The sequence below is a fragment of the Streptomyces apocyni genome (assembly GCF_009739465.1).
In the GTDB taxonomy this organism is placed as follows: Bacteria; Actinomycetota; Actinomycetes; order Streptomycetales; family Streptomycetaceae; genus Streptomyces; species Streptomyces apocyni.
Genome location: NZ_WHOM01000058.1, coordinates 56,835 through 77,737 on the forward strand (window position 1 = coordinate 56,835; position 20,903 = coordinate 77,737).

Below are 20,903 nucleotides of genomic sequence, written 5' to 3' on the forward strand. Positions count from 1 at the left end.
GAGGCGCGGGGAGGACCCGCCCCGCGCCCGTGACACCATCAGCTACGTGCTCGACATCGGCTACGCCCTCTCCGCCCGTTTCCCGGACCCCACGCACATCGACTACCGCCGCGCGGACGTCCGGACCCTGCGGCACGACCTCTTCTGCGGGGACGTCTATCTCGCCGACACCGAGGCGGACCGGGAGCTGTCCACAGCCTGGGGATGGGTGCCGGTACTGGACTTCGCCTGGGCGCTGTGTGACATCGTCGAGCGGCTCGACCGCGACCCGCTCGGCAGTCGCGCGTCGAAGCCGCAGTACGCCGAGCTGGACTTCACCGAGTCCACCGACCGCATGCTCTTCGAGCGGCGCTTCGGGTGGGTGGACGTGGAGGGCGAATGGATGCCGGGCGACGAGCCGCCGCTCACCTTCTCGCACAGCGAACTGCGCCGCGAGGGGCGGGACTTCCTGCACGACCTGATCGCCGACCTGTCGGATATGCACGATGACCTCGCCGAGAACCCGGTGATCTGGGAGCTCCAGTCCCGGTTCCCTCGCGTCTGAGCGTCAGGCTCCGAACGCCGCCTGGTGTGGGCCTGACTCCGGGTCCAGCTCGTGCAGCATCCTGCGGACGTCCTCGGCGATGCCCGCCACGCACAGCACCCGCCAGTCCGCGTACGCCGGTGACGCGCCCAGCGCGGTGTGGGTGAAGCCGTGCTCGGCGGAGGCCAGCATGGCGCGGAGTCTCTCCCGCAGTTCGGGGGGCGGGGCCTGGTGCCAGGTGTGTATCTCCGCCAGTTCGGCGAGTATCGCGGACAGTTCGGCGAGCAGGGTGCCGAGGCCCGCCGGTGCTGGCGCGGGTTCGGGGAGCAGGTGGTCCGCGTGGCGTTCGGCGTGGCGGGCCGGTGGGCGGCCGTCCTTGAAGGTGAGGTTGTACAGGCCGCGGGTCACGCCCCGTATCTGGTGGCCGACGTGGTCCAGGCAGTGCGTGGCCTCGGCCAGCCGGTTGATGTGGGCGCGGGCCGCCGCGCCGCGCGGGCGTAGCCGTACGGCGTCCTCGGCTTCCCGTACCGCGTCGCGCACGGTGTCCAGCCGCTGGGAGAGCGCCCGGGCCCGGTCCACCCAGCCGCGGGCCTGGCCGGACCAGTCGGCTGTGCCAAGCTGCTGGGATATGTCGCTGAGCAGTTCGGCCAGCTGTCTGTTCAGCCGGGCCAGTTCCTCACCGGCGCGGCGGCCGAAGCCCGGCGCCGGGACGATCAGGCCCAGGAGCGTGCCGAGCAGGATGCCGACGACGTTGCCCTCCAGGCGGGCGGCGCCATAGCCGAAGCTGGACGCCGTGCCCATGACCAGCACTCCGGTCAGGGCGATCTGGTGCATCTGGGAGCCCAGCTTCAGCATTCGCCCCGCGTACATGCCGATCAGCACGACCAGCAGCACGCTGACCGCGTTCACCCCGCCGCTGGCCGTCGCGGCGACGCCGAGTCCGAAGCCGAACAGAATCCCGGCCGCACGCTGGAGGCTCTTACGGGCGGTCGCGAACGGAGTGGTCTGCGCGGCGAGTACGGCGCCCGCGGGGGCGACGGACGGCGTGTCCGAGTGCAGCAGGGCGGTGGCGATCCACCAGGCGAGCCCGGCGGCGACGGCGGTGCGCAGCACCATCGTCCCGTCGCCGAACCCGGCGGTGGTGTGGGCCCGCACCACGGCCGCTCCGGTGCGGGCGCGCGTCACCGCTTTCTCCGTAACGTCCCTGCCCCTGACCCTGCCCCCGAGCCTGGCCCTGTGTCTGCGCCTGGCCGTGTCTCTGGCCTTGGCCTTGCCGCCGCCCATCCGGGCTCCCCCCTCGCCGCGGGCCACCCCGCCTCGGCTGGCCGGGGAGATCTTCCCCCACCTCGCCTCAGCCCTCCACTCGCAGCCCCACCTGCGCCGCCAGCAGCGGGGCCAGGTCGAAGAGCTGGCTGGGGCTGATCACCGCGCCCGCGAGGCTCTCGACGCCGCGGGTGATCTCCAGCGTCGTGGCCCGGCGCAGGTCGACGTCCCGCATCCGTACGCCGCTGAAGTCCGCCCCCTTCAGCGCGCAGTCCACGAACTCGACCCGCTCGAGCGACGCCCCGCCGAAGTCCGGCTCGGCGAGTACGCAGCCCTCGAAGACCACGTCCTTGAGGCGGGCCTCGCGCAGGTTCAGGTAGTCGATCTTGCCGCCGCGGATCACCACCCTCTCCAGTACCGCACCATGCAGTTGCACTCCACCGAGCCGTGCGTCCACCAGTTCCACGTCACGCAGGGAGGCACCGGCCAGCGAGGTGCCCACGCCTCGTATTCCGGTGAGGACGGAGTCGATCACGCGGGCGTTCGTCAGTGAGGTCTCGTCCAGGGCGCACCCGTCAAGCGCGCAGTCCAGGAACCGGGCGCCCCGCCCCTGCTGCCCGGCCAGGTCCAGGTCCGTGAAGGACACGCCGTCGTAGTCGCCGTCCGGCTCCAGTCCGCCGCCGTCCTCGTCGAACGGTGTCAGCGGCGGCAGCCGGATCTCCGGCCGCCTGGCCTTCCGCACCTTCGCCGCTCCCGCCGCTCCCCGTTTCGCTGCCATGTCCCCATGCTGGACCACGCCACTGACAACGCGCCCGCGACACCTCCCCCGCCCCGCCTCGCCGCGCCACACCTCGATGTCACATTCGCGAGACCCCCGTACGTCTCCCTGGTGACAGCCACAGCAACCCACAGCGCCCCAAGGAGACCGAGCACATGCCCCACCACCTCACCGTCATCGGCGGCGGCTTCGCCGGACTCACCGCGGCCATCACCGCCGCCGAGTCCGGCGCCCAGGTCACCCTGTACGAGTCCCACCACACCCTCGGCGGCCGCGCCCGCACCACCGAGGCGGGCCCGTACCGCACCAACGAAGGACCGCACGCCCTCTACAACGGCGGCCCGCACTGGGCCTGGCTCAAGCAGCGCGGCCTGCTCCCGCCGCTCGCGCCCCTGCCGCCACTGGAGGCAGCCCGGACGCGCCTACGCCACCGGGGCATGCCGCGCCGTCTCCCGCCGCTCGGCATGCTCAAGCTGCTGCGCCGCAAGCCCGAGCAGGCACCCGTGGACCGGGACTTCCTCTCCTGGGCCACGGACCAGGTCGGCGACGAAGGGGCCAGGGCAGCCGCCCACTACATCGCCGTCGCCCTCTTCCACCACGACCCCGGCGCGCTCTCCGCCGCCTTCGTACACGAGCGGCTGCGCCGCGCGTTCAAGCTGCCGCCCGAGGCGCACTACCTGCGCGGCGGCTGGAGCGCGCTCATCGATGTGATGGCGGCGCGTGCCTGGGACCTGGGCGTACGGATCGAGACGGCGGCCCGGGTCGACAGCGGCGCCCTCGCCGCCCATGCCCAGGACGGGCCGGTGATCGTCGCGACGTCGCTCGACGCCGCCCGCGGCCTGCTCGGCGACGCGTCGCTCCGCTGGGACAGCGGCCGTACGGTCCTGATCGACCTGGCCATACGCCGCCGCAGGGGCGACGCCTTCATCGTCTCCGACCTCGACACGCCCGGTTGGGTCGAGCGCTTTTCGGCCGTCGACCCCACCCTCGCGCCCGCGGGCGAGCAGCTCATCCAGGGCCAGGTGCCGGTCGGGCCCGGCGAGTCCAAGGACGACGGGGTGCTGCGCGCCGAGGAGTTGCTCGACCTCGGCATGCCCGGCTGGCGCGAGCGCACCACCTGGCGCCGCGAGGCGCTGGCGAACGGCCGTACGGGGGCCCTGGACCGGCCCGGCACCACCTGGCGGGACCGGCCCGCCATCGACCGCGGCGACGGCGTCTACCTCGCGGGCGATCAGGTGGCGGCGCCCGGGGTGCTCGCGGAGGTGTCCTTCACCAGCGCGGTCACAGCGGCGACGCTGGCGGTCGGGGCCAGTCGGCGTATCACCGCCTGACCTCAGCCCCTGACCGGCAACCACCGGTTCCGGCCGCGATTTTCGGCCGTCGTCGGCCACTCCGTACGAAATCCGGATGCCCGTACGACTTTCGATGGCTATCGTCCGGAATATGGACCAAAGCACCGCCCCCGCACCCGAAACCACCACCGAAACCACCACCGAAGTCGCCACTGAAACCGGCACCGGGACCCCCATCGAAACCGGCATCGTCTTCCGTGAGGTCCCCGAGACGCAGATCGACCGCGCCCTCGCGCTGGCGTACCTCGTCTTCCACGAGTCGCCAGCCGAGGACAAGCGCAAGCACCACCACGAGGTGCTCCGGGACTGCCTGCGCATCGGGGCCTACGACGGCGACGAGCTGGTCGGCTTCGCCGGGGCGCACCCCTTCTCGCTCTCGGTCCCTGGTGGCGAACTCCCCTGTCCAGGGCTGACCTTCGTCTCCGTGGCCCCCACGCACCGGCGCCGCGGCGTGCTCGCCGGGATGATCGCGGAGCTGTACCGCGTCTGCGCGGCCAAGGGCTGGCCGATCGCTTCGCTCTGGGCCTCCGAAGCCGCCATCTACGGCCGGTTCGGCTTCGGCCCGGGCACCCGGGGCCGCTCGGTCGAGATCGACTCCCGCGAGCCGCTGCGGCTGCGCATCGCGCCCGACGCGCGCCCGCTGCGCCTGGTCGACCCCGCCGACGCGCCCGCGCTGCTCGCACCGTTCTACGAGCGCACCCGGGCGGCGCGCGGAGGCCGCGCCGCCCGCACCGACGAGTGGTGGCGCAAGGAGTGGATGGCGGAGAAGGACGACGAGGACGAGGCGCTCTCCCCGCCCCGGATCGTGGCGCTCGGCGAGCCGCTCGCCGGGTACGCGATCTACCGCACCAAGTCAGGCGACGACGCCCCCGGCATCGTCCAGGTCTACGAACTGGAGGCCGAAACCCCCGCCGTGGCCGCCGCGTTGTGGCGCTACCTCGCCAGTATCGACCTGACCCGGAAGGTACGCGCCTGGGGCCGCCCGGTAGACGACGCGCTGCCGCTCTTCGCGGCCGACCGCGACCAGGTGCGGCTGACCGAGGAGTTCCCCGCCCTGTGGGTGCGCCTGCTCGACGTCCGTGCGGCGCTGCGCGGCCGCGCCTGGGCCGCCCCGGTCGACGTCGTCCTGGACGTACACGACGGCCACCTGCCAGTGAACTCCGGCCCACACCGCCTCACCGCGACCCCCGACGGCTGCGCCTACGACAGCACGACCGCCGCCGCCGACCTCTCGATCGACGTACGGGACCTGGCCGCCTGCTACTTGGGCGACACCCGCGTCAGTGAACTGGTCCGGGCGGGCCTGGCCACCGAGCACACGGCCGGAACGGCCGCCGCCCTCGACGCGGCCCTACACACACCCCAACTACCGCATACAGTGGACGAGTTCTAGCTGTCCGCCCCCAGCTTCGCCAGCGCACCCTCCGTCAACCGGTACACCGTCCACTCGTCCTGCGGCATCGCACCCAACGACCGGTAGAACTGAATCGACGGCTCGTTCCAGTCCAGTACGGACCACTCAAGCCGCTCGTACCCACGCTCCACGCACAGCCGGGCGAGCTCGGTGAGCAGCGCCTTGCCATGGCCGCCGCCCCGCGCCTCGGGGCGTACGTACAGGTCCTCCAGGTAGATGCCGTGCACGCCGCGCCAGGTCGAGAAGTTGAGGAACCACAGCGCGAAGCCCACCGACTCGCCCTCGGCGTTCTCCGCGATATGCGCGTACGCGGCCGGGCGCTCCCCGAACAGCGCCTCGTGCAGCTGCTCGGGGGTGGCCCTGGCCGCGTCCGGCTCCCTCTCGTACTCGGCGAGTTCACGGACCATGGCGTGGATGACGGGGACATCTGCGGGTGTGGCGATACGGATCATGCCCGCAGAATAGAGCCCGCCTGCCCGCCTGCCCGTCTCCCCTACCCGCCTGCCCGCCTGCCCGCGTGCCCGCCTACTGCGCGCTGATCGCCGCCAGCACGTTCAGCCGCGCCGCCCGGCGCGCGGGCCAGATCGCCGCCAGTACGCCGACCACCAGCGCGATCAGCAGGAACAGGCCGAGCCTGCCCCACGGAAGCACCATCTCGTACGTGGCGAACGAGGAACCCGTCAGGCTGCCGCCCGCCCAGGCGAGGAAGATGCCCACGCCGATGCCGAGTACCGCGCCGAAGAGGGAGATGACGACCGACTCCAGGCGGACCATCTGCTTGACTCCGGTGCGGTCCAGGCCAATGGCGCGCAGCATCCCGATCTCGCGCGTGCGCTCGAAGACGGACATGGCCAGGGTGTTGACCACGCCGAGTACCGCGATCACGACGGCCATCCCGAGCAGCCCGTACATCAGGTACAGGATGGTGTTGATGACTCCGGCGCTCTCCTGCTTGAGCTGCTCGTGGTTCTGGACGGTGAGCAGCGGGCTGTCGCCGAGCGCGTCGCGCAGCTTCTGGCCGAGACCGGCCGTGGCGCCGCCGTCGGCCTTCACCAGCACGCTGTCCAGCGAGTCGTTGAAGGCGTGCGGCTTGACGTCTTCAGTAGTGCCGAGGACCTCACCGGCGTAGTCGCTGCCCTCGTAGACGCCCGCGATCTGGAACGTCCGCTTCTTCTCCTTGCCGTCGTAGAACTCGAACTCCACCGTGTCGCCGGTGCTCCAGCCCTGCTTCTCGGCGGTCTGCCGGGAGACACCGATCCGGCCGTCGCCGAGGTCGGCGAGTGAACCGCTACGGAACTTCAGGTCGATGGTCTTGGCGAAGGCGTCGAGGTCGGTGCCGGTCATCGAGTGGTATCCGCCGGTGGTGGTGAAGCCCACGGTGCGGATCGGGGCGGCGGCGGCCACCCCCGGTACCTTGTCCAGCTTGGGCGCGGCGTTGTCCGGAAGCTGGTTGTTGGTCTGGGCGACCTTGTAGTCGGCGCGCAGGCCCTCGGTCGCCATCTTGTCGATGCCCGCCTGCGCCGAGTTGCCCGCCACGGTCAGGGCGGTGATCAGGGTGAGGCCGATCATCAGCGCGGACGCGGTGGCGGCGGTACGGCGCGGGTTGCGCAGCGCGTTCTCCTTGGCCAGTTTGCCGCTGACGCCGAAGAGACGGCCGGTGACCTGGCCCGCGAGGGAGACCAACGGCCGGGAGAGCAGCGGGGCGAGCACGATCATGCCAGTCAGCGTGAGGGCCGAGCCGAGCATCGCGGGGCCAAGGCCCTCGCTGCCGTCGAGCGTGGTGACGTAGAGCATCACGGTGACGCCAGCCGCCGTGAGCAGGGCGCCGATGACGTTACGTACGACCATCGAGCGCGCGGCGGGAGTCCCGTCCACCGAGCTCAACGCCTCGACCGGGGCGATCTTCGCGGCCTTGCGGGACGGCAGCCAGGCGGCCAGTACGGTCACCAGGACACCGACGGCCAGCGAGGCGAGCACCGCGTCCGCGCCGATGACCAGCGGGCCGTCCGGCAGCCCCGCGCCGCTCGCGTTGAGCAGCGGGCGCATGCCCGCCGCGATGGCGAGCCCCAGGCCGAACCCGACGGTGGACGCGGCGAGTCCGAGCAGCCCGGCCTCGATCAGTACGGAGCGCACCACCTGGCGGCGCGAGGCACCGACCGCGCGAATCAGGGCGATCTCGCGGCTGCGCTGGGCGATCAGCATGGTGAAGGTGTTGGCGATGATGAACACGCCGACGAACAGCGCGATACCGGCGAAGACCAGCAGCGTCTTGGTCAGGGCGCTGGTGTCGCGGGCGATCTGCTCGGCCTGTTCGTCGGCGAGCTGCTTGCCGCTGACGGCCTTGGCGCCCTCCTTGGGGAGTACGTCGCTGACCTTGGCGGTGAGGGCCTGCTGGTCGGTTCCGAGCTTGGCGCTGACCACGATCTCGTCGAAGTAGCCGGGGCTCAGGAACAGTTTCTGCGCGGCGGCCGTGTCGAACAGCGCGAGGGTGCCGCCCGCGGTGACCGCCGGGTCCTCGGTGGTGACCGTGCCGACCAGCTTCTTGGTGAGCGTCGGCCCTTCGGTGGCGAAGCGGACGGTGTCGCCGATGCGGTATCCGGCCTCGTCGGCGGTCCTGGCGTCCAGCGCGATCTCGTCTGCGGCGGCCGGGCCTCGGCCGTCCTTCAGCGGGTAGCGGCTGTCCTTGCCGTCCTTGCCTGGTACGTAGTTCGCGGCGAAGTTCTGCCAGCTGTCCACGCCGTTGACGGGGCCGCCGCCCTTCTTGGCGATGGTGGCGTTGCCGCTGACCATGGGGCGTACGGAGGCGACGCCGGGGACCTTGGCTATCCGGTCGGCCAACGCACCGTCCAGCGTGGTCTTCCGGTCGTCGGCCTCGTCGTCTTCGCGGTCGCTGATGGAGGTGTAGTCCTGCTGGACGGAGACCGCTACGTCCTTCAGGTTCTTCGCGGACTGGTTCTTGAAGGCCTCACCCATGGTGGAGCCGAAGACGAGGGTCCCGGCGACGAAGGCGACACCGAGCAGGACCGCGAGCGCGGTCATCACTAGGCGGGCTTTGTGCGCGAGGACGTTGCGCAGGGCGGTACGGAGCATGGTGGTCGTTTCAGTCCTGAGGGCTGGGGGGCTTACGCGGAGGGACGTGGAGGTGGTCAGCTCGTGCGGACGGCCGTGTCGAAGCGGCGCATCCGGTCGAGCACCCGGTCGGCGGTCGGCTCGTGCAGTTCGTCGACGATGCGGCCGTCGGCGAGGAAGACGACGCGGTCCGCGTACGAGGCGGCCACCGGGTCGTGGGTGACCATCACGACGGTCTGGCCCAGCTCCCGTACGGACTCGCGCAGGAAGCCCAGGACTTCGGCGCCGGAGCGCGAGTCGAGGTTGCCGGTCGGCTCGTCGGCGAAGATGATCTCCGGCCTGCTGGCCAGTGCCCGCGCGACGGCCACCCGCTGCTGCTGGCCGCCGGAGAGCTCACTCGGCCGGTGCTTCAGCCGCCCGGCCAGCCCGACGGTCCCGACGACCTGCTCCAGCCACTGCCGGTCGGGGGTGCGGCCCGCGATGTCCATCGGGAGCGTGATGTTCTCGTACGCGGTCAGGGTCGGCAGGAGGTTGAACGCCTGGAAGATGAAGCCGACCTTGTCCCTGCGCAGCTTGGTGAGCTGCTTGTCGCTGAGCGTGGAGAGCTCGGTCTCTCCGATACGGGCGGACCCGGAGGAGAGCGAGTCCAGGCCCGCCATGCAGTGCATCAGCGTCGACTTGCCGGAGCCCGACGGGCCCATGATCGCCGTGAACCGCCCCCGCCCGAACTCCACGGACACCGCGTCCAGCGCGACGACCTGGGTCTCCCCCGAGCCGTAGACCTTGCTCAGGTCCACGGCCTGGGCGGCGGCGGGACGGACGGCGGAGACTGTGGCGTTTGTGGAGGCTGCGGCGTGGGGCGACATGGGGGCTCCTGGCGGGGGGTGCGGTGGTGGTGGGATGGCGGAGTGCTCGACTCCCCTCCATCGTCACCGCGCCGCACCCCGCGCCCCGTACCTCCCAGGGCGTGACTCGGCCACCTACCAAAAGTTGGGCCACCCCCTCCGCGTAGTCCCACAGGACTACGCGCCCTCTACCGGATGGCAGAGGTGAGGAGTGGAGGGTTGTGGAGGGTTGTGGACAGGGGAAGGCGCCGCACCGTGTCCCGAACCCTCATCTTCCTCACCCCACGAGCCCCGCGCGGTGAGCCAGCAGCGCGGCCTGTACGCGGCTGTCGCTGCCCGTCTTCTCCAGGATTCCGCCAACGTGCGTCTTGACCGTCCCCACGCCGATGCCGAGCCGCCGTCCGATCTCCTGGTTGGACAGGCCCTCGCCGAGCATCGCGAGCACCTCGCGCTCCCGCCCTGTCAGCTGCGCGAGCCGCTGGTCGGGTGCGGTGGGTACGGCCGCGGCGGCGGCGGGCGTACCCCGCAGCATCCGCTTGATGACCGCCCCCGTCACCCCGGGCGACAGCACGGCGTCTCCCGCCGCGGCCGCCCGTACCGCGCTGATCAGCTCCTGCGGCCCCTCGTCCTTCAGCAGGAACCCAGAGGCACCGGCGCGCAGGGCCCGCGTCACGTTGTCCTCCTCACCGAAGGTCGTCAGCATGACGACCTTCGGGGCGGGGTCGAGGGCGAGCAGCGGCTCAATCGCCGCGAGACCGTCGAGCACCGGCATCCGGATGTCGACGAGCGCCACATCGGGGCGGTGTTCGGTGGCGAGCTCCACCGCCTCGGCTCCGTTGGCCGCCTCGCCTACCACCTCGATACCGTCGGCGTGCCGGAGGATCAGACGGACGCCGTGCCGGATCATCTCCTCGTCGTCGGCGAGGAGTACGCGGATCGTCGCCTGGTCAGTCATGGGTGACGCTCCCGGTGTCCGTGTCGTTCTCCGTGTCGTTCTCGGTGTCGCTCACGGCGTCGTTCTCGGTGTCGCTCTCGGTGTCGTCTGCCGGGACCATGGGGACCGTGAAGCGGTCGATTGCTGTCAGGCCGTCGGCGTCAAAACAGTAGCGGACGATTTCGAACTGGTCTTTGGCGATCGTGCCGCCCGCGTATTCGCCGCCGGGGTGCGGGTAGACGCAGCTGGTCGTGCCCGGTGGGCGGGCTGGTTCGCGGCCGGTCGCGGCTGCTCGTACCGCGTCGCTGTCGCCCCAGACGATCTCCCGCACGCGCGGCTCCGACATCCCGAGGCGCGGCTCCTCCGGGGGCGTGTAGCCGGGCCCTGGGCGGGCCTGGTCTACCAGGGCCATGCCGAGCAGCATCATGACGCCCACTCCGGCGAGGCCGAGCAGGCCGGTGGCGACTGTGGCCAGGCGTTGGACGCCACTGGGGTTGGGGGTGGCGTCGGGGTCAGGGCCGGAAGGGTCGGGGACCGTTCGCTCTCGTGGGTCCGCTGATGCGTCGCCCCGGGGTCCCTCGGTGCCTTCCCCGGGGTCCGCCGGGATCACCGCCGTCACCTCGAAACCGCCGCCTGGAGTCGGGCCCGCCGCCAGGCTGCCGCCGAGCAGGGCGACCCGCTCCCGTAGGCCGGTCAGGCCGCGGCCGGAGCCCAGGCCAGTGGCCACGTCGGGTGGGGTGTGGGGGGCGCCGTTGCGGGCCCGGATCAGTACCTGCTCGTCGGTGTGGGTGACCGTGACGGTGACATGGGAACCGGACGCGTACCGGTGCACATTGGTCAGCGACTCGCGCACCACCCGGTGCACGGCGCGCCGTACCCGCGCCGCCCGCCCGTCGAGGTCCGGCCCGTCCCAGGTGAACTCCACCGAGATGCCGCCGCCGCGCGACTCCCGTACCAGCGCCGCGATATCCGCCCTGGTGCCGGTCGCGTCGGTCAGCGCGTCGGTGCCGGTGTCCCGGCCCAGCGGGCCCAGTACGCCGAGCACCTCACGCAGCTCACGCATCGCGTCCCGGGTGGCCGTGCGGACGAGCGCCGCCTCGTCGCGCAACTCCGGTGCCCGCTGCGCCAGGCCCATCTCCAGGCCGCCCGCGTGCAGCGAGATCAGGCTGAGCCGGTGGCCCAGCAGGTCGTGCATCTCGGCGGCGATCCGGGACCGCTCATGCATCCGCGACTCGCTCTCCGCGAGTCGGTGGGCCTCTTCGGCGGCGGCGGTACGTTCCCGCAGCGCCCGCAGCAGCCGGTCCTGCTGCCCGGCCGCGGTGCCGACGAGGCCGGGCACGATCACCATGGTCGCGGCGAGCACCGCCCCGAGCGCCACTCCGTATGGTCCGCTGCCGATCCAGAGCACGGGCGCGAACACGGCACCGGTCGCCATCGTCAGTACAGACGCCGCCAGCAGCACCACGGCACGCCGCCGTGGCTCGGCGGTCTGCCGGGCCGTGGTGTACGCGACCACCGCCGTGAGCAGGCCGACGACCTGCAGCACCCCCATCAGCGCCGCGAGCCCCAGCAGACTCAGTACCGGGAAGCGCCGCCGCACCACGAGCAGCGCCAGCGCGCACATCCCGATCAGCAACACCAGCCCCGCGTCCAGCGTGCTGACAAGCTCGGCCAGCAGGCCGAACATCCCCACGAGCAGCAGCCCGCCGCCGAACGCCTCGGCCAGCGCACGCCACAGCCGCCAGCCGCGCTCGCCGGGGGCAGCGAACGGGCTTGAGGTGGTGGTCGGCGGGGGCGCGGGCGCTGGCGCGGACGGCGGGTGTTTGTGCGGCGGCATACGGCCCAGTATCGCCAGGTGTGCCCGGTCTACCGCGCCAGCCCCGAGGACAGGGCGGGAGGCTGGGCTGTCGTCGGGCGCTCCTGGGGCGGGAGGTCCGGCCAGCGGCGCCGGTGCAGGCGGTCGAGGTAGGCGTGGGCGGAGGGCAGGGTCTCCAGGAAGACCCGCTGCTGGCGGCGGACCCGCTCGAACAACGCGTCAGCCGCCCGTACCGCCTGCGGCAACCGCGCCAGCGCGGGCGGCGGCTCGACCGGGCCCGCGATCAGCGCCGCCAGCAGCGCGTAGTGCTGTGCGTCGGCAGCCGGGAAGGGCAGGCCCGTGCGGTAGGCGTCCAGGAGCTCGGCCAGGGATGCGGAGCGCGGCAGCGGCTCCTGCGCCTTCCAGAACGGGGTGTCCGTACGGGGCGCGGCGGCGTAGTGCAGCTGGCCGAAGTCCCTGGCCCGTGCGTAGCCGGACGCGATCGCGCGGTTGAAGCGGGCCGCGGGAGCGTCGAGTGCCGCCTTGCCGGGGAAGTGCCGTACGAGGAGGTCGAGGGCGCGCAGGACGGCGCCTGTGCCGTTCGCGCCGACTGTGCTGTCCGTGCCGTCTGTGCCCTGCGTCTCGAAGGGCTCCAGGACGTACGACGCGGCGCCGATGGCCACGCAGTTCCGCACCCAGGAGCGGCGGCTGCGCCCGGCCTGGCGGCGCAGGTGCCGCACCGTGGAGTGCCTCGCGCCCGTCGCGCCCGTCGGGCTCGTCGGACCCCACAGGGCGAGGAGGTCGCGGGCGGCCTCCGTCGGCTCCGTCCCGTCGGATGAGTAGGCGTAGCCCGTCGCGCAGCGGCCCGGCAGGGGCATCCGCCAGGCCCATCCGGCGGGCATTGCGACAGCCGTGGAGTAGGGCTCGATGCCGTACGCCAGGTCGTCGTGCGGAACGGTCGCCGTCACCACGCTGTCGCAGAGCAGCCGGTCGCTTTCGTCCTCGAAGGGCTCGCCCAACACCCCGGCCAGCAGGCGCCTTTCCTGCCCTGTGCAGTCCAGGAACAGGTCGCCGGGAATGGTCTGGCCCTCGCGGGTGTGCAGCGCGGTGAGCATGCCGCGGTCGTCCCGGTCGGCGTGGGACAGCTCGCCACGGACCACCGTCACGCCCAGGTCCTGTACGGCGATCCGGCGCAGGTACGCCGTGAACATCCGGCTGTCCACATGCCAGCCGTAGTCGATGGCCTTACGGCCGTCCATCCAGCGGGGTGACTTCCGCGCGTCCATCAGCGGGGGTTCGCGGAGGCAGGCGTGGTCGAAGGGTTCGGCGGACTCACCTTTCCAGCGGCGCAACTGCCAGTAGTCGGAGAGGTGGAAGCGGTTCAGTTCCGGGAGTTTTCCGAATGAACGGTAGAACTGATCCATGTTCCCGTTTCGCATCATCCTGGGCACGCTGTCGGGGAACCCGTCAGTGCGCCAGTTGACGTATCGCACGCCGGATGTGAAGGATGCGCAGGACGCCTGCATCCAGACGCCCTCCGGGATACCGAGAAGGTCGAAGAACGCGCTCTGCAAGGTAGCGGGCATGCTCTCGATCTCGAATTCTGCGGCGCTCGGGGTGCGCCGCGGCGGCTCGACCACCGTTACCCGTACCGCCCCGGAGAACGTCTTCGCCAGCAAGGACGCGGACATCCAGGCCTCGGTCGCGTCTCCGGCAATCACGACGCTGTCGACTCTGCTGTTCACCGATTCAGAGTTCAGCAGGGTTCTGGATTGGTGCTGGGTTGCTTTCTGCACTCCGTGCGACTGTCGCACATATCTGCCGTATAGAACCTTGCATGAATCTCCATAGCCGTATTCGAGAGCCTCTCTGTGTAGCAATCGAGCAGTAAACGCCGACACAGGAGGTCATGATGAGTGAGCGAGCCCACGAGACGGAAGTGGTGCCTCACCCGCTGGAAGTCATGAATCAGGTCGAGAGCAAAATGGAGGCCGATCAGGAAATGGCTCTGCGGCAGTCCCACATTCCCTGGCAGGAGGTGCTGGTCGAGTGCGCGGACCAGCTGACGGAGCTGTCCGCACCGGGTTCCCGCGTCCTTGACCCGCTTCCGGAGTACGGCCTGGACGGTGGGCACGCCGGGGGCTGCGGCTGACGTCCCCGGGCGCGGCCAACGGGGCAAGGCCGGCCGCGTGAGCGGCCGGCCTCGGAGAACGCGCTAACGGTGGACGGCCTGAGAGCCTCAGGCGGCGGCGAGCAGCGGGGACTGTTCCCGTGCGAAGAGGCGGACCAGAGGGGTGAAGCGGTAGCCCGGCCAGGAGTCGATGGAGTCGGAGTCGGCGCCGACTCCATCGGACTCCAACAGCCGGGCGTCCAGCAGCCGTTCGAGCACCTCCTCGGCGTCGTCGATGGTCATCCCCAGCGAATCGGCCACCGACGGCGCGGTCAGGTACGGCGATTCAACGAGGGCCAGCGCGCGCAGAGTTGACCGCGTGGAGGCGTCCAGCGGCCGCAGCGTTCGGGCCAGTGTCGCCCGTACGTCGAAGCTGCCGAGCCTCAGCTCGCGCAGCCGACGGTGCTCGGGAGCGAGCCGTGCGGCGAGGCGGGCGATCGGCCACTGAGGGTGTGCCGCGAGGCGGGCCGCCGCGATCCGCAGCGCCAGCGGCAGCCGGTCGCACAACTCCGCGACCCGGGCAGTCGCTTCGGGCTCGGCGGCGACCCGCTGCGCGCCGGCGACGGCGGCCAGCATCCCGCGCGCCTCGTCGGGGGCCAGTGGTCCGATCCGGATCAGCCGGGTGCCTTCGAGCAGCGCGAGCCGGTCGCCGCCGCCCGTGACGAGGGTGCGCACCTGTCCGCACCCGGGAAGCAGCGGGCGTACCTGGACGTCGTCGGCGGCGTTGTCGAGTACGACGGCCATCCGGCGGCCCGACAGCAGGGTGCGGTAGAGCTGGGCGCGCTCCTCCAGTGGGGCGGGCAGCCGTGCGGGGTCGGCGCCCAGGGCCCGCAGAAACCAGCCGAGTACCTCCGCCGGGTCGCGCGGGGCGCCGTCGGGGGTGCGCAGGTCGGCGTAGAGCTGGCCGTCGGGGAAGTCAGTACGGGCGAGGTGGGCCGCCCGTAGGGCCAGCGCGGACGCGCCCGTACCGGGCGCGCCGAGGATCACCACGCCCCGGCCGTCGGCGAGTGCGGACCGGATCGCGTCCGACTCGGTGTCCCGGCCGGTGAAGTCGGCGGGCGCGGCTGGCAGCAGCGCGGGCAGCGGCCCGGACTGCTGCCAGCCGTTCACGGGCAGCCGGTGAACGGGGGCTGCGGACGCGGTGGCGGACGGATCGGCGGCCTGGGCGGCGGGCGATACCGCGCGCAGAGGGCCGAGCGGTGCCGTACCCCCCAGCGCCAGGCCCGCCGTTGCCCCCGCCTCCGTCGTGCCCGTCGTGCCCGTCGTGTCCGTCGTGACCGCGCGGGCCCGCTCCACGGCAGGCGCGCCGGGCAGGGTGCTGGTGAGGATCGACTGGTGCAGGTCGCGCAGCGCGCTTCCCGGGTCGATGCCGAGGTCATCCGCGAGTACCCGGCGGCCTTCCTCGTACGCGGCGAGCGCGTCGGCCTGACGGCCGCACCGGAACAGCGCCGTCATCAGCTGGCCGCGCAGCCGCTCCCGTACCGGATACCCCGACACCAGCCGGGTCAGCTCGGGAACGGCGTCGTGGTGGCGGCCCAGCGCCAACGCCGCCTCGGCCTGGTTCTCCAGAGCGGAGAGCCGCGCCTCCTCCAAGTGGTGCGCCTCCCGCTCGGCGAGGTACGCGGTGGCACCGGACAGCGCGGGGCCGCGCCACAGGGCCAGGGCCTCGGTGAGCAGGCGGTCGGCGTCCTCGTACCGGCCATCGGCCAGCGCGGTCCGCCCGGCTTCGGCCAGCGGGCGGAACCGGGCCCAGTCAAAGCGCGCGTCGCCGATGTCCAGCCGGTAGCCGAGGCCGTGGCGTTCCAGGCGCGGCCCGGGGCCGACGCGGGTCCGCAGCCGCGAGACGTACGTGTACAGCTGGTTGGTGCTGGTCGCGGGCGGGTCCCAGCCCCACAGCAGTGTGGTCAGCCGCTCGTCCGGCAGTACGCGTCCGTCGGCCAGCAACAGGGCCGCCAGCACCGTACGCTGCTTGCTGCCGTCCAGGGCGACCTCGGCGCCGTCGCGCTTGGCCGACACCGGCCCGAGGATCGTGAAATCCATCAGGTGCTCCCGTCCCCACCAGACCGCGCCAGCCGCGTCCCAGGTCTAGCGCACGCTATTGACCTGCACTTATTTCCCGACCTCGGATCGATGTCGAAGTGATTTCGTGGCCGCGAAAGAGATTCGAAACAGCCGGAAAAGAAGGCGCTGTTAGCGTCCACGGCACGCCGCAGAAAGTGGGCGACACCGGCGCCGGACACAGCCCCGGCCGCCGGGCCCGGCACCCAAGGAGGACACCGTGCAGGCTCTGGGAACACGGCCGCTGACACCCTCGGTACTGGCCAGGACGGTCGAGGACGATCCCTGGACGTAGCGGCGGCGGGCACCGTGACGACAGCGCCCAGGGCGCGGCCGGTCCTCAGCCCCGCAGGAGCGCGAACGTCCGCGCTGACAGATCCGATTCGCCCGCGCCCCCGTCTTCACCCATGCCGGTGCCCGCGTCTCGCGCGCCAGCTTGAGCACGCTCGAGCACCGCCAGCAGGCACTGCGTCCGCTCCGCCCAACGCGTCGTTCCCAGCTCGGCGAAGAGGCGACCCGCGTCCGTGAACAGCCCGGCCGCGCCCGCCCAGTCCGCCCGCAGCGCCGCCAGAGATCCCAGGACCAGGCTCACCCGGCCTTCCAGGAACTGATCCGGCACCTTGCTCGCGGTCAGCAGCCCCTCGCGGAGCACCGCCTCCGCCTCGGCCAGCTCGCCCCGGCACCACAGTGCCTCGCCCAGCACCCGCAGCGTATGGGCCTCCCCGCGGCGGTCAGCACTGGCCCGCACCAGCTCCAGCGCGTCCCGGCAGGCCGTCTCCGCCCCCGCCCCGTCCCCCAGGTGCACCAGCGCGTCCGCCAGCCGGACCGTGCTCTGCGCCAGACCCCGGTCACTGCCCAGCCTGCGGTTCCTGGCGACTGCCTCGCTGGCCAGCCGTACGGCCTCCTCGGGCTCGCCTCGCTCCAGCTCGATCTGCGCGAGGAGGACCAGCAGGTGCGCCTCCGCATACCGATCACCGGCGATACGGAAATCCTCCAGCGCCCGGTGCCCGTACTGCCTGGCCTGCTCCGGATCACCACGGTGGCCTTCGCAGAACGCCAGATTCCGGAGCACCAGCGCACGCCCCTCGGCCTGGTCCAGCCGCTCAAAAAGCTCCAGGGCCGGGCCGAGCCGGGCGAGGGCCGCGTCGTGCTCCCACTGAATGATCTCCAGCGTGCCCAGCGAGTGCAGCATCGCCGCCTCCCCCAGCTCGTCCTGGCCGCGGATCGCCGCTCGCAGGGCCTGCTCCCCGCAATGCCGCCAGTCCTCCAGGTAGTTGCGGTTCTGGAAGAGGGTGACGCTGGTCATCGTCAGATCCCAGGCGTACGCGGCTTCGCCGTCGCGGGCAGCCTGCTCGACCAGGGCGGTGATCGCCGGGCGCTCGCTCTCGAACCACTCCATGGGGTCGTCCAGGAGGTGCTCGACCAGGTGGTCCGGGAGCGGGTGCAGCGGTGCCGGACCGTGGATGAGGGTGTAGTCGCCGCCGTAGATCCGACGGTGCGCCTCGCTCGCGAGGCTGAGCCAGGCGCCGTAGGCCCGGCGCGCCGCCACGCGTCGTTCTTCCGCGCTCTCCTCGGCGAGCGCGCACTCCCGGGCGAAGAGCCGCAGCAGGTTCTGGAAGCGGTACCGCACCGGGCCGAGTGAGGTGCTCAGCGGTTCCAGGAGCTGGACGTCCACCAGCTGCTCGATCAGGTCCTCGGCGTCGACCGGGTCGATATCGAGCAGCGCCGCACCGGCCCAGGCCGCGAAGTCCGGCGCGTCGACCATCCCGAGCAGCCGGAACATCCGGGCGGCGGCGTGCGGCAGATCGCGGTAGCTGAGCCGCAGTCCAGCCCGTACTCCGTGGTCGTCCATGCTGAGTTCGTCGAGTCTGCGGTGCTGGTCCTCCAGGCGCGCGGTGAGGGTACGGACCGACCAGTGCGGTTTGGCGGCGAGCCGGGCGGCCGCGATGCGCAGGGCGAGTGGCAGCCGGTCGCACAGCTCGCTGAGCCGGGTGACGCCGACCGGGTCGGCGGAGATCCGGTCGTCGCCGAGGATCCGGGACAGCAGCGCGGTGGCCTCGTCCTGCTCGAACGTGCCGAGCGCCAGCGGTACGTAGGCGTAGTCGCCCGCGAGCGCGCCACCCATCGGGTCCCGGCTGGTGACCAGGACGCAGCAGCGGCCGTGGTCGGGCAGCAGCGGGCGGATCTGCCGGAAGGAGCGGGCGTTGTCGAGCACGATCAGGACCTGGCGGCCCTCCAGCACACTGCGGAACAACGCCGTGCGCTCGTGCTGGTCGACGGGTATCTGCGGGCCCTGGATGCCCAGGGACCGCAGCAACCGGTCGAGTACGGCGCTGGCTTGGCGCGGCTCCTGCTCGGCGTAGCCGCGCATGTCGACGAAGAACTGGCCGTCCGGGAAGCGCCCGGCGACCTGCCGTGCCCAGTGCACCGCGAGGGCCGTCTTGCCGACGCCGCCGACGCCGGTGATGGAACCGACGGGCAGGACATTCCCGCCGACGTGGTCGAGCAGCCGGTCCAGGACAGTCAGCGCCTGCTTGCGGCCGGTGAAGGATCCGACGTCCGGCGGTAGTTGGGCTGGACCGCCGGAGGGCGGGGGGAGGGATTCCCGTGGCGGGGGCGGGTTGAGCTTCGGCAGGTCGTTGAGGATGGCGTCGTGCAGTTCCTGGAGGGCGGGGCCCGGCGAGATGCCGAGTTCGTCGGAGAGGGTGCGATGGCCGTCGCGGTAGGTCTCCAGGGCCTCGGCGCGGCGGCCGGAACGGTAGTAGGCCAGCATGAGATGGCCGATCGACTGTTCCCGCAGCGGGTGTTCCCGGATGAACGTGGAGAGTTCACCGACCAGGTCCTGGTGGTGGCCGAGCTCCAGACGGAGCCCGGTGAACTCCTCGTACGCGTCAAGGCGTAGCTCGGTGAGCCGGGCGGCCTCCCGCTCGACGCGTTCGGCGGTGACGCCTTCCAGGGCCGGGCCCCGCCACATGCCGAGCGCTTCCTCGAAGGCGGCGCAGGCCTCGTCCAGCCTGCCGCGCCGGGCGGCCTCCCGCCCCTGGGCGACCCGTTCCTCGAACTCGACGGCGTCAATGCGGTGTTCGCCGGAGGCCAGCAGATATCCGGGGTGGCTGGTGACCAACAGGTCGTCGACGCCGACGGTCCGCTTGAAGGTCTTGCGCAGCGCGGAGACGCAGATCGCGATCTGGTTGCGGGCCGTGGCCGGCGGGGTGCCGTTCCAGACGCCGTCAGCGAGTGTGTCCACCGACACGACACGGTCCGGCGAGAGCAGCAGCAGTGCCATGATGGCGCGCTGCCGGGCGCCTTGCAGGGGGATGGGTCGTGAGTCGGCGCTGATATCCAACGGCCCCAGGATTCGGAACACCACCTGAAGCACGCTGCCTCCTGACTCCGGCCGCGGCCGCACTCGTACCCCCCGGGCCTGACGTATGCCGCTCATGACTGAATAGCGGACATCCCTGACCATCCCGAACGAGGATGGCAGGAAGCTGCCAATCTCAGCTCCTGGCCATCCAGGAACCCGGCAGTGAGCTGGTGACTCCCGCCCGCTGCCACCGTGCGGGCACGGTCATGCCCGCGTCGGGGTCAGTTGGCTGGCTGGCGCGTAGGGAGGCGGCCATGAGGACCATCGCCACCGCGGCGAGCTCCTCCGGAGTCGGCTTCCCCTCGATGACCCTCAACAGCGAGGGCCCCAGCGGGCCTTCGAGTGCGCTCATGAGTGAGCTCCTTCTCACGTCGGGGGGTTGCCGTGCTTGCGAGCGGGGAGCGAAGCGTGCTTCGACCGCAGCATGGCCAGTGCGGCGACCAGCAGGGAGCGGGTGTCAGCGGGGTCGATCACGTCGTCGACGAGGCCGCGTTCGGCCGCGTAGTAGGGGTGCATCAGCTCGGCCTTGTACTCCTTGACGAGCTGCGTACGCGTCGAGTCGGGGTCGTCGGCGGCCGCGATCTGGCGGCGGAAGATGACGTTCGCGGCGCCTTCGGCGCCCATCACGGCGATCTCGTTGGTCGGCCAGGCGTAGGTGAGGTCGGCGCCGATGGACTGCGAGTCCATGACGATGTACGCGCCTCCGTAGGCCTTGCGCAGGATCAGCGAGATCCGTGGCACGGTGGCGTTGCAGTAGGCGTAGAGCAGTTTGGCGCCGTGCCGGATGATCCCGCCGTGCTCCTGGTCGACACCGGGCAGGAAGCCGGGCACATCGACCAGCGTGACGAGCGGGATGTTGAAGGCGTCGCAGAGCTGGACGAACCGCGCCGCCTTTTCCGAGGAGTGGATGTCCAGGACGCCCGCCATCGACTGGGGCTGGTTGGCGACGATGCCGACGACCTGGCCGTCCAGCCGGGCCAGGGTGCACAGGACGCTGGTCGCCCAGCGTTCGTGCACTTCCAGGTGTTCCCCGTCGTCGACGATCTCCGTGATGACATCGCGCATGTCGTAGGGGCGGGAGCCGTCGGCGGGGACCAGATCCCGCAGCCGCGGACAGGCTCGGTCGGCCGGGTCATCGGTGGCGGAACGGGGCGGCATCTCGTTGTTGTTCTGCGGGAGCATGGCGAGGAGGTAGCGGACTTCGGCGAGGCAGGTCTCCTCGTCGTCGTACGCGAAGTGCGCGACGCCCGAGGTCCCGGCGTGGACGTCGGCGCCGCCGAGACCGTTCTGGGTGATCTCCTCGCCGGTGACCGCCTTGACGACGTCCGGACCGGT

At 71.7% G+C, this 20,903-nt stretch carries 16 protein-coding genes; 4 read left to right on the forward strand and 12 right to left on the reverse strand.

Going from position 1 to position 20,903, the window contains the following annotated elements:
- The first annotated feature begins 46 nt into the window (after positions 1-46).
- Positions 47-544: a hypothetical protein gene (locus GCN81_RS16420; protein ID WP_156725375.1), complete on the forward strand. Its 498-nt coding sequence runs from the start codon at positions 47-49 to the stop codon at positions 542-544.
- A gap of 3 nt (positions 545-547) precedes the next feature.
- Here GCN81_RS16420 and GCN81_RS16425 read toward each other — a convergent pair whose 3' ends face one another.
- Together GCN81_RS16425 and GCN81_RS16430 are read right to left on the reverse strand one after the other, a co-directional pair.
- Positions 548-1,708, reverse strand: coding sequence for an FUSC family protein (locus tag GCN81_RS16425; protein WP_197287670.1), 1,161 nt, complete (start codon positions 1,706-1,708; stop codon positions 548-550).
- A 166-nt stretch (positions 1,709-1,874) separates the two neighbouring features.
- Entirely contained in the window at positions 1,875-2,564 is a 690-nt protein-coding gene (locus tag GCN81_RS16430; protein ID WP_156725377.1) for a pentapeptide repeat-containing protein, read from the reverse strand.
- A 155-nt stretch (positions 2,565-2,719) separates the two neighbouring features.
- Between GCN81_RS16430 and GCN81_RS16435 the strand changes: the two genes are divergently transcribed.
- On the forward strand, positions 2,720-3,895 hold the full coding sequence (locus GCN81_RS16435; RefSeq protein WP_156725378.1) for an NAD(P)-binding protein: 1,176 nt from the start codon (positions 2,720-2,722) through the stop codon (positions 3,893-3,895).
- Positions 3,896-4,007: 112 nt separating this feature from the next.
- Positions 4,008-5,309: a GNAT family N-acetyltransferase gene (locus tag GCN81_RS16440; RefSeq protein ID WP_156725379.1), complete on the forward strand. Its 1,302-nt coding sequence runs from the start codon at positions 4,008-4,010 to the stop codon at positions 5,307-5,309.
- Here the strand turns inward: GCN81_RS16440 and GCN81_RS16445 are convergent.
- From GCN81_RS16445 to GCN81_RS16470, 6 genes are all read right to left on the reverse strand, one after another.
- Positions 5,306-5,782 (reverse strand): GNAT family N-acetyltransferase, encoded by a 477-nt coding sequence (locus GCN81_RS16445; protein ID WP_156725380.1) that lies wholly within the window; start codon positions 5,780-5,782, stop codon positions 5,306-5,308. The two genes, GCN81_RS16440 and GCN81_RS16445, sit on opposite strands and share 4 nt — an antisense overlap.
- Before the next feature lie 73 nt (positions 5,783-5,855).
- Positions 5,856-8,420, reverse strand: a complete 2,565-nt coding sequence (locus GCN81_RS16450; protein ID WP_156725381.1) for an ABC transporter permease — start codon at positions 8,418-8,420, stop codon at positions 5,856-5,858.
- Positions 8,421-8,476: 56 nt separating this feature from the next.
- Entirely contained in the window at positions 8,477-9,265 is a 789-nt protein-coding gene (locus GCN81_RS16455) for an ABC transporter ATP-binding protein (RefSeq protein ID WP_156725382.1), read from the reverse strand.
- Positions 9,266-9,521: 256 nt separating this feature from the next.
- A complete protein-coding gene (locus GCN81_RS16460; protein ID WP_156725383.1) occupies positions 9,522-10,199 on the reverse strand; it encodes a response regulator in 678 nt (225 codons plus the stop codon).
- A complete protein-coding gene (locus tag GCN81_RS16465; protein WP_156725384.1) occupies positions 10,192-12,015 on the reverse strand; it encodes a sensor histidine kinase in 1,824 nt (607 codons plus the stop codon). The genes GCN81_RS16460 and GCN81_RS16465 overlap by 8 nt, the downstream gene beginning before the upstream one ends.
- A gap of 29 nt (positions 12,016-12,044) precedes the next feature.
- Positions 12,045-13,718, reverse strand: coding sequence for a tryptophan 7-halogenase (locus GCN81_RS16470; protein ID WP_156725385.1), 1,674 nt, complete (start codon positions 13,716-13,718; stop codon positions 12,045-12,047).
- A 167-nt stretch (positions 13,719-13,885) separates the two neighbouring features.
- Between GCN81_RS16470 and GCN81_RS16475 the strand changes: the two genes are divergently transcribed.
- The gene (locus tag GCN81_RS16475; protein WP_267904591.1) at positions 13,886-14,125 is read left to right on the forward strand and encodes a DUF6269 family protein; all 240 of its coding nucleotides are present in this window, start codon (positions 13,886-13,888) and stop codon (positions 14,123-14,125) included.
- 87 nt (positions 14,126-14,212) lie between these two features.
- Here GCN81_RS16475 and GCN81_RS16480 read toward each other — a convergent pair whose 3' ends face one another.
- From GCN81_RS16480 to GCN81_RS16495, 4 genes are all read right to left on the reverse strand, one after another.
- Positions 14,213-16,183 carry an AfsR/SARP family transcriptional regulator gene (locus GCN81_RS16480; protein ID WP_156725387.1) on the reverse strand — a complete coding sequence of 657 codons (1,971 nt, stop codon included), beginning with the start codon at positions 16,181-16,183 and terminating at the stop codon, positions 14,213-14,215.
- A 358-nt stretch (positions 16,184-16,541) separates the two neighbouring features.
- The gene (locus GCN81_RS32750) at positions 16,542-19,571 is read right to left on the reverse strand and encodes an AfsR/SARP family transcriptional regulator (protein ID WP_267904592.1); all 3,030 of its coding nucleotides are present in this window, start codon (positions 19,569-19,571) and stop codon (positions 16,542-16,544) included.
- Between the two features lie 130 nt (positions 19,572-19,701).
- Positions 19,702-19,920, reverse strand: coding sequence for an acyl-CoA carboxylase epsilon subunit (locus GCN81_RS16490; RefSeq protein ID WP_156725389.1), 219 nt, complete (start codon positions 19,918-19,920; stop codon positions 19,702-19,704).
- 14 nt (positions 19,921-19,934) lie between these two features.
- A partial coding sequence (locus tag GCN81_RS16495; RefSeq protein ID WP_325065110.1) for an acyl-CoA carboxylase subunit beta occupies positions 19,935-20,903 on the reverse strand: 969 nt, incomplete at its 5' end.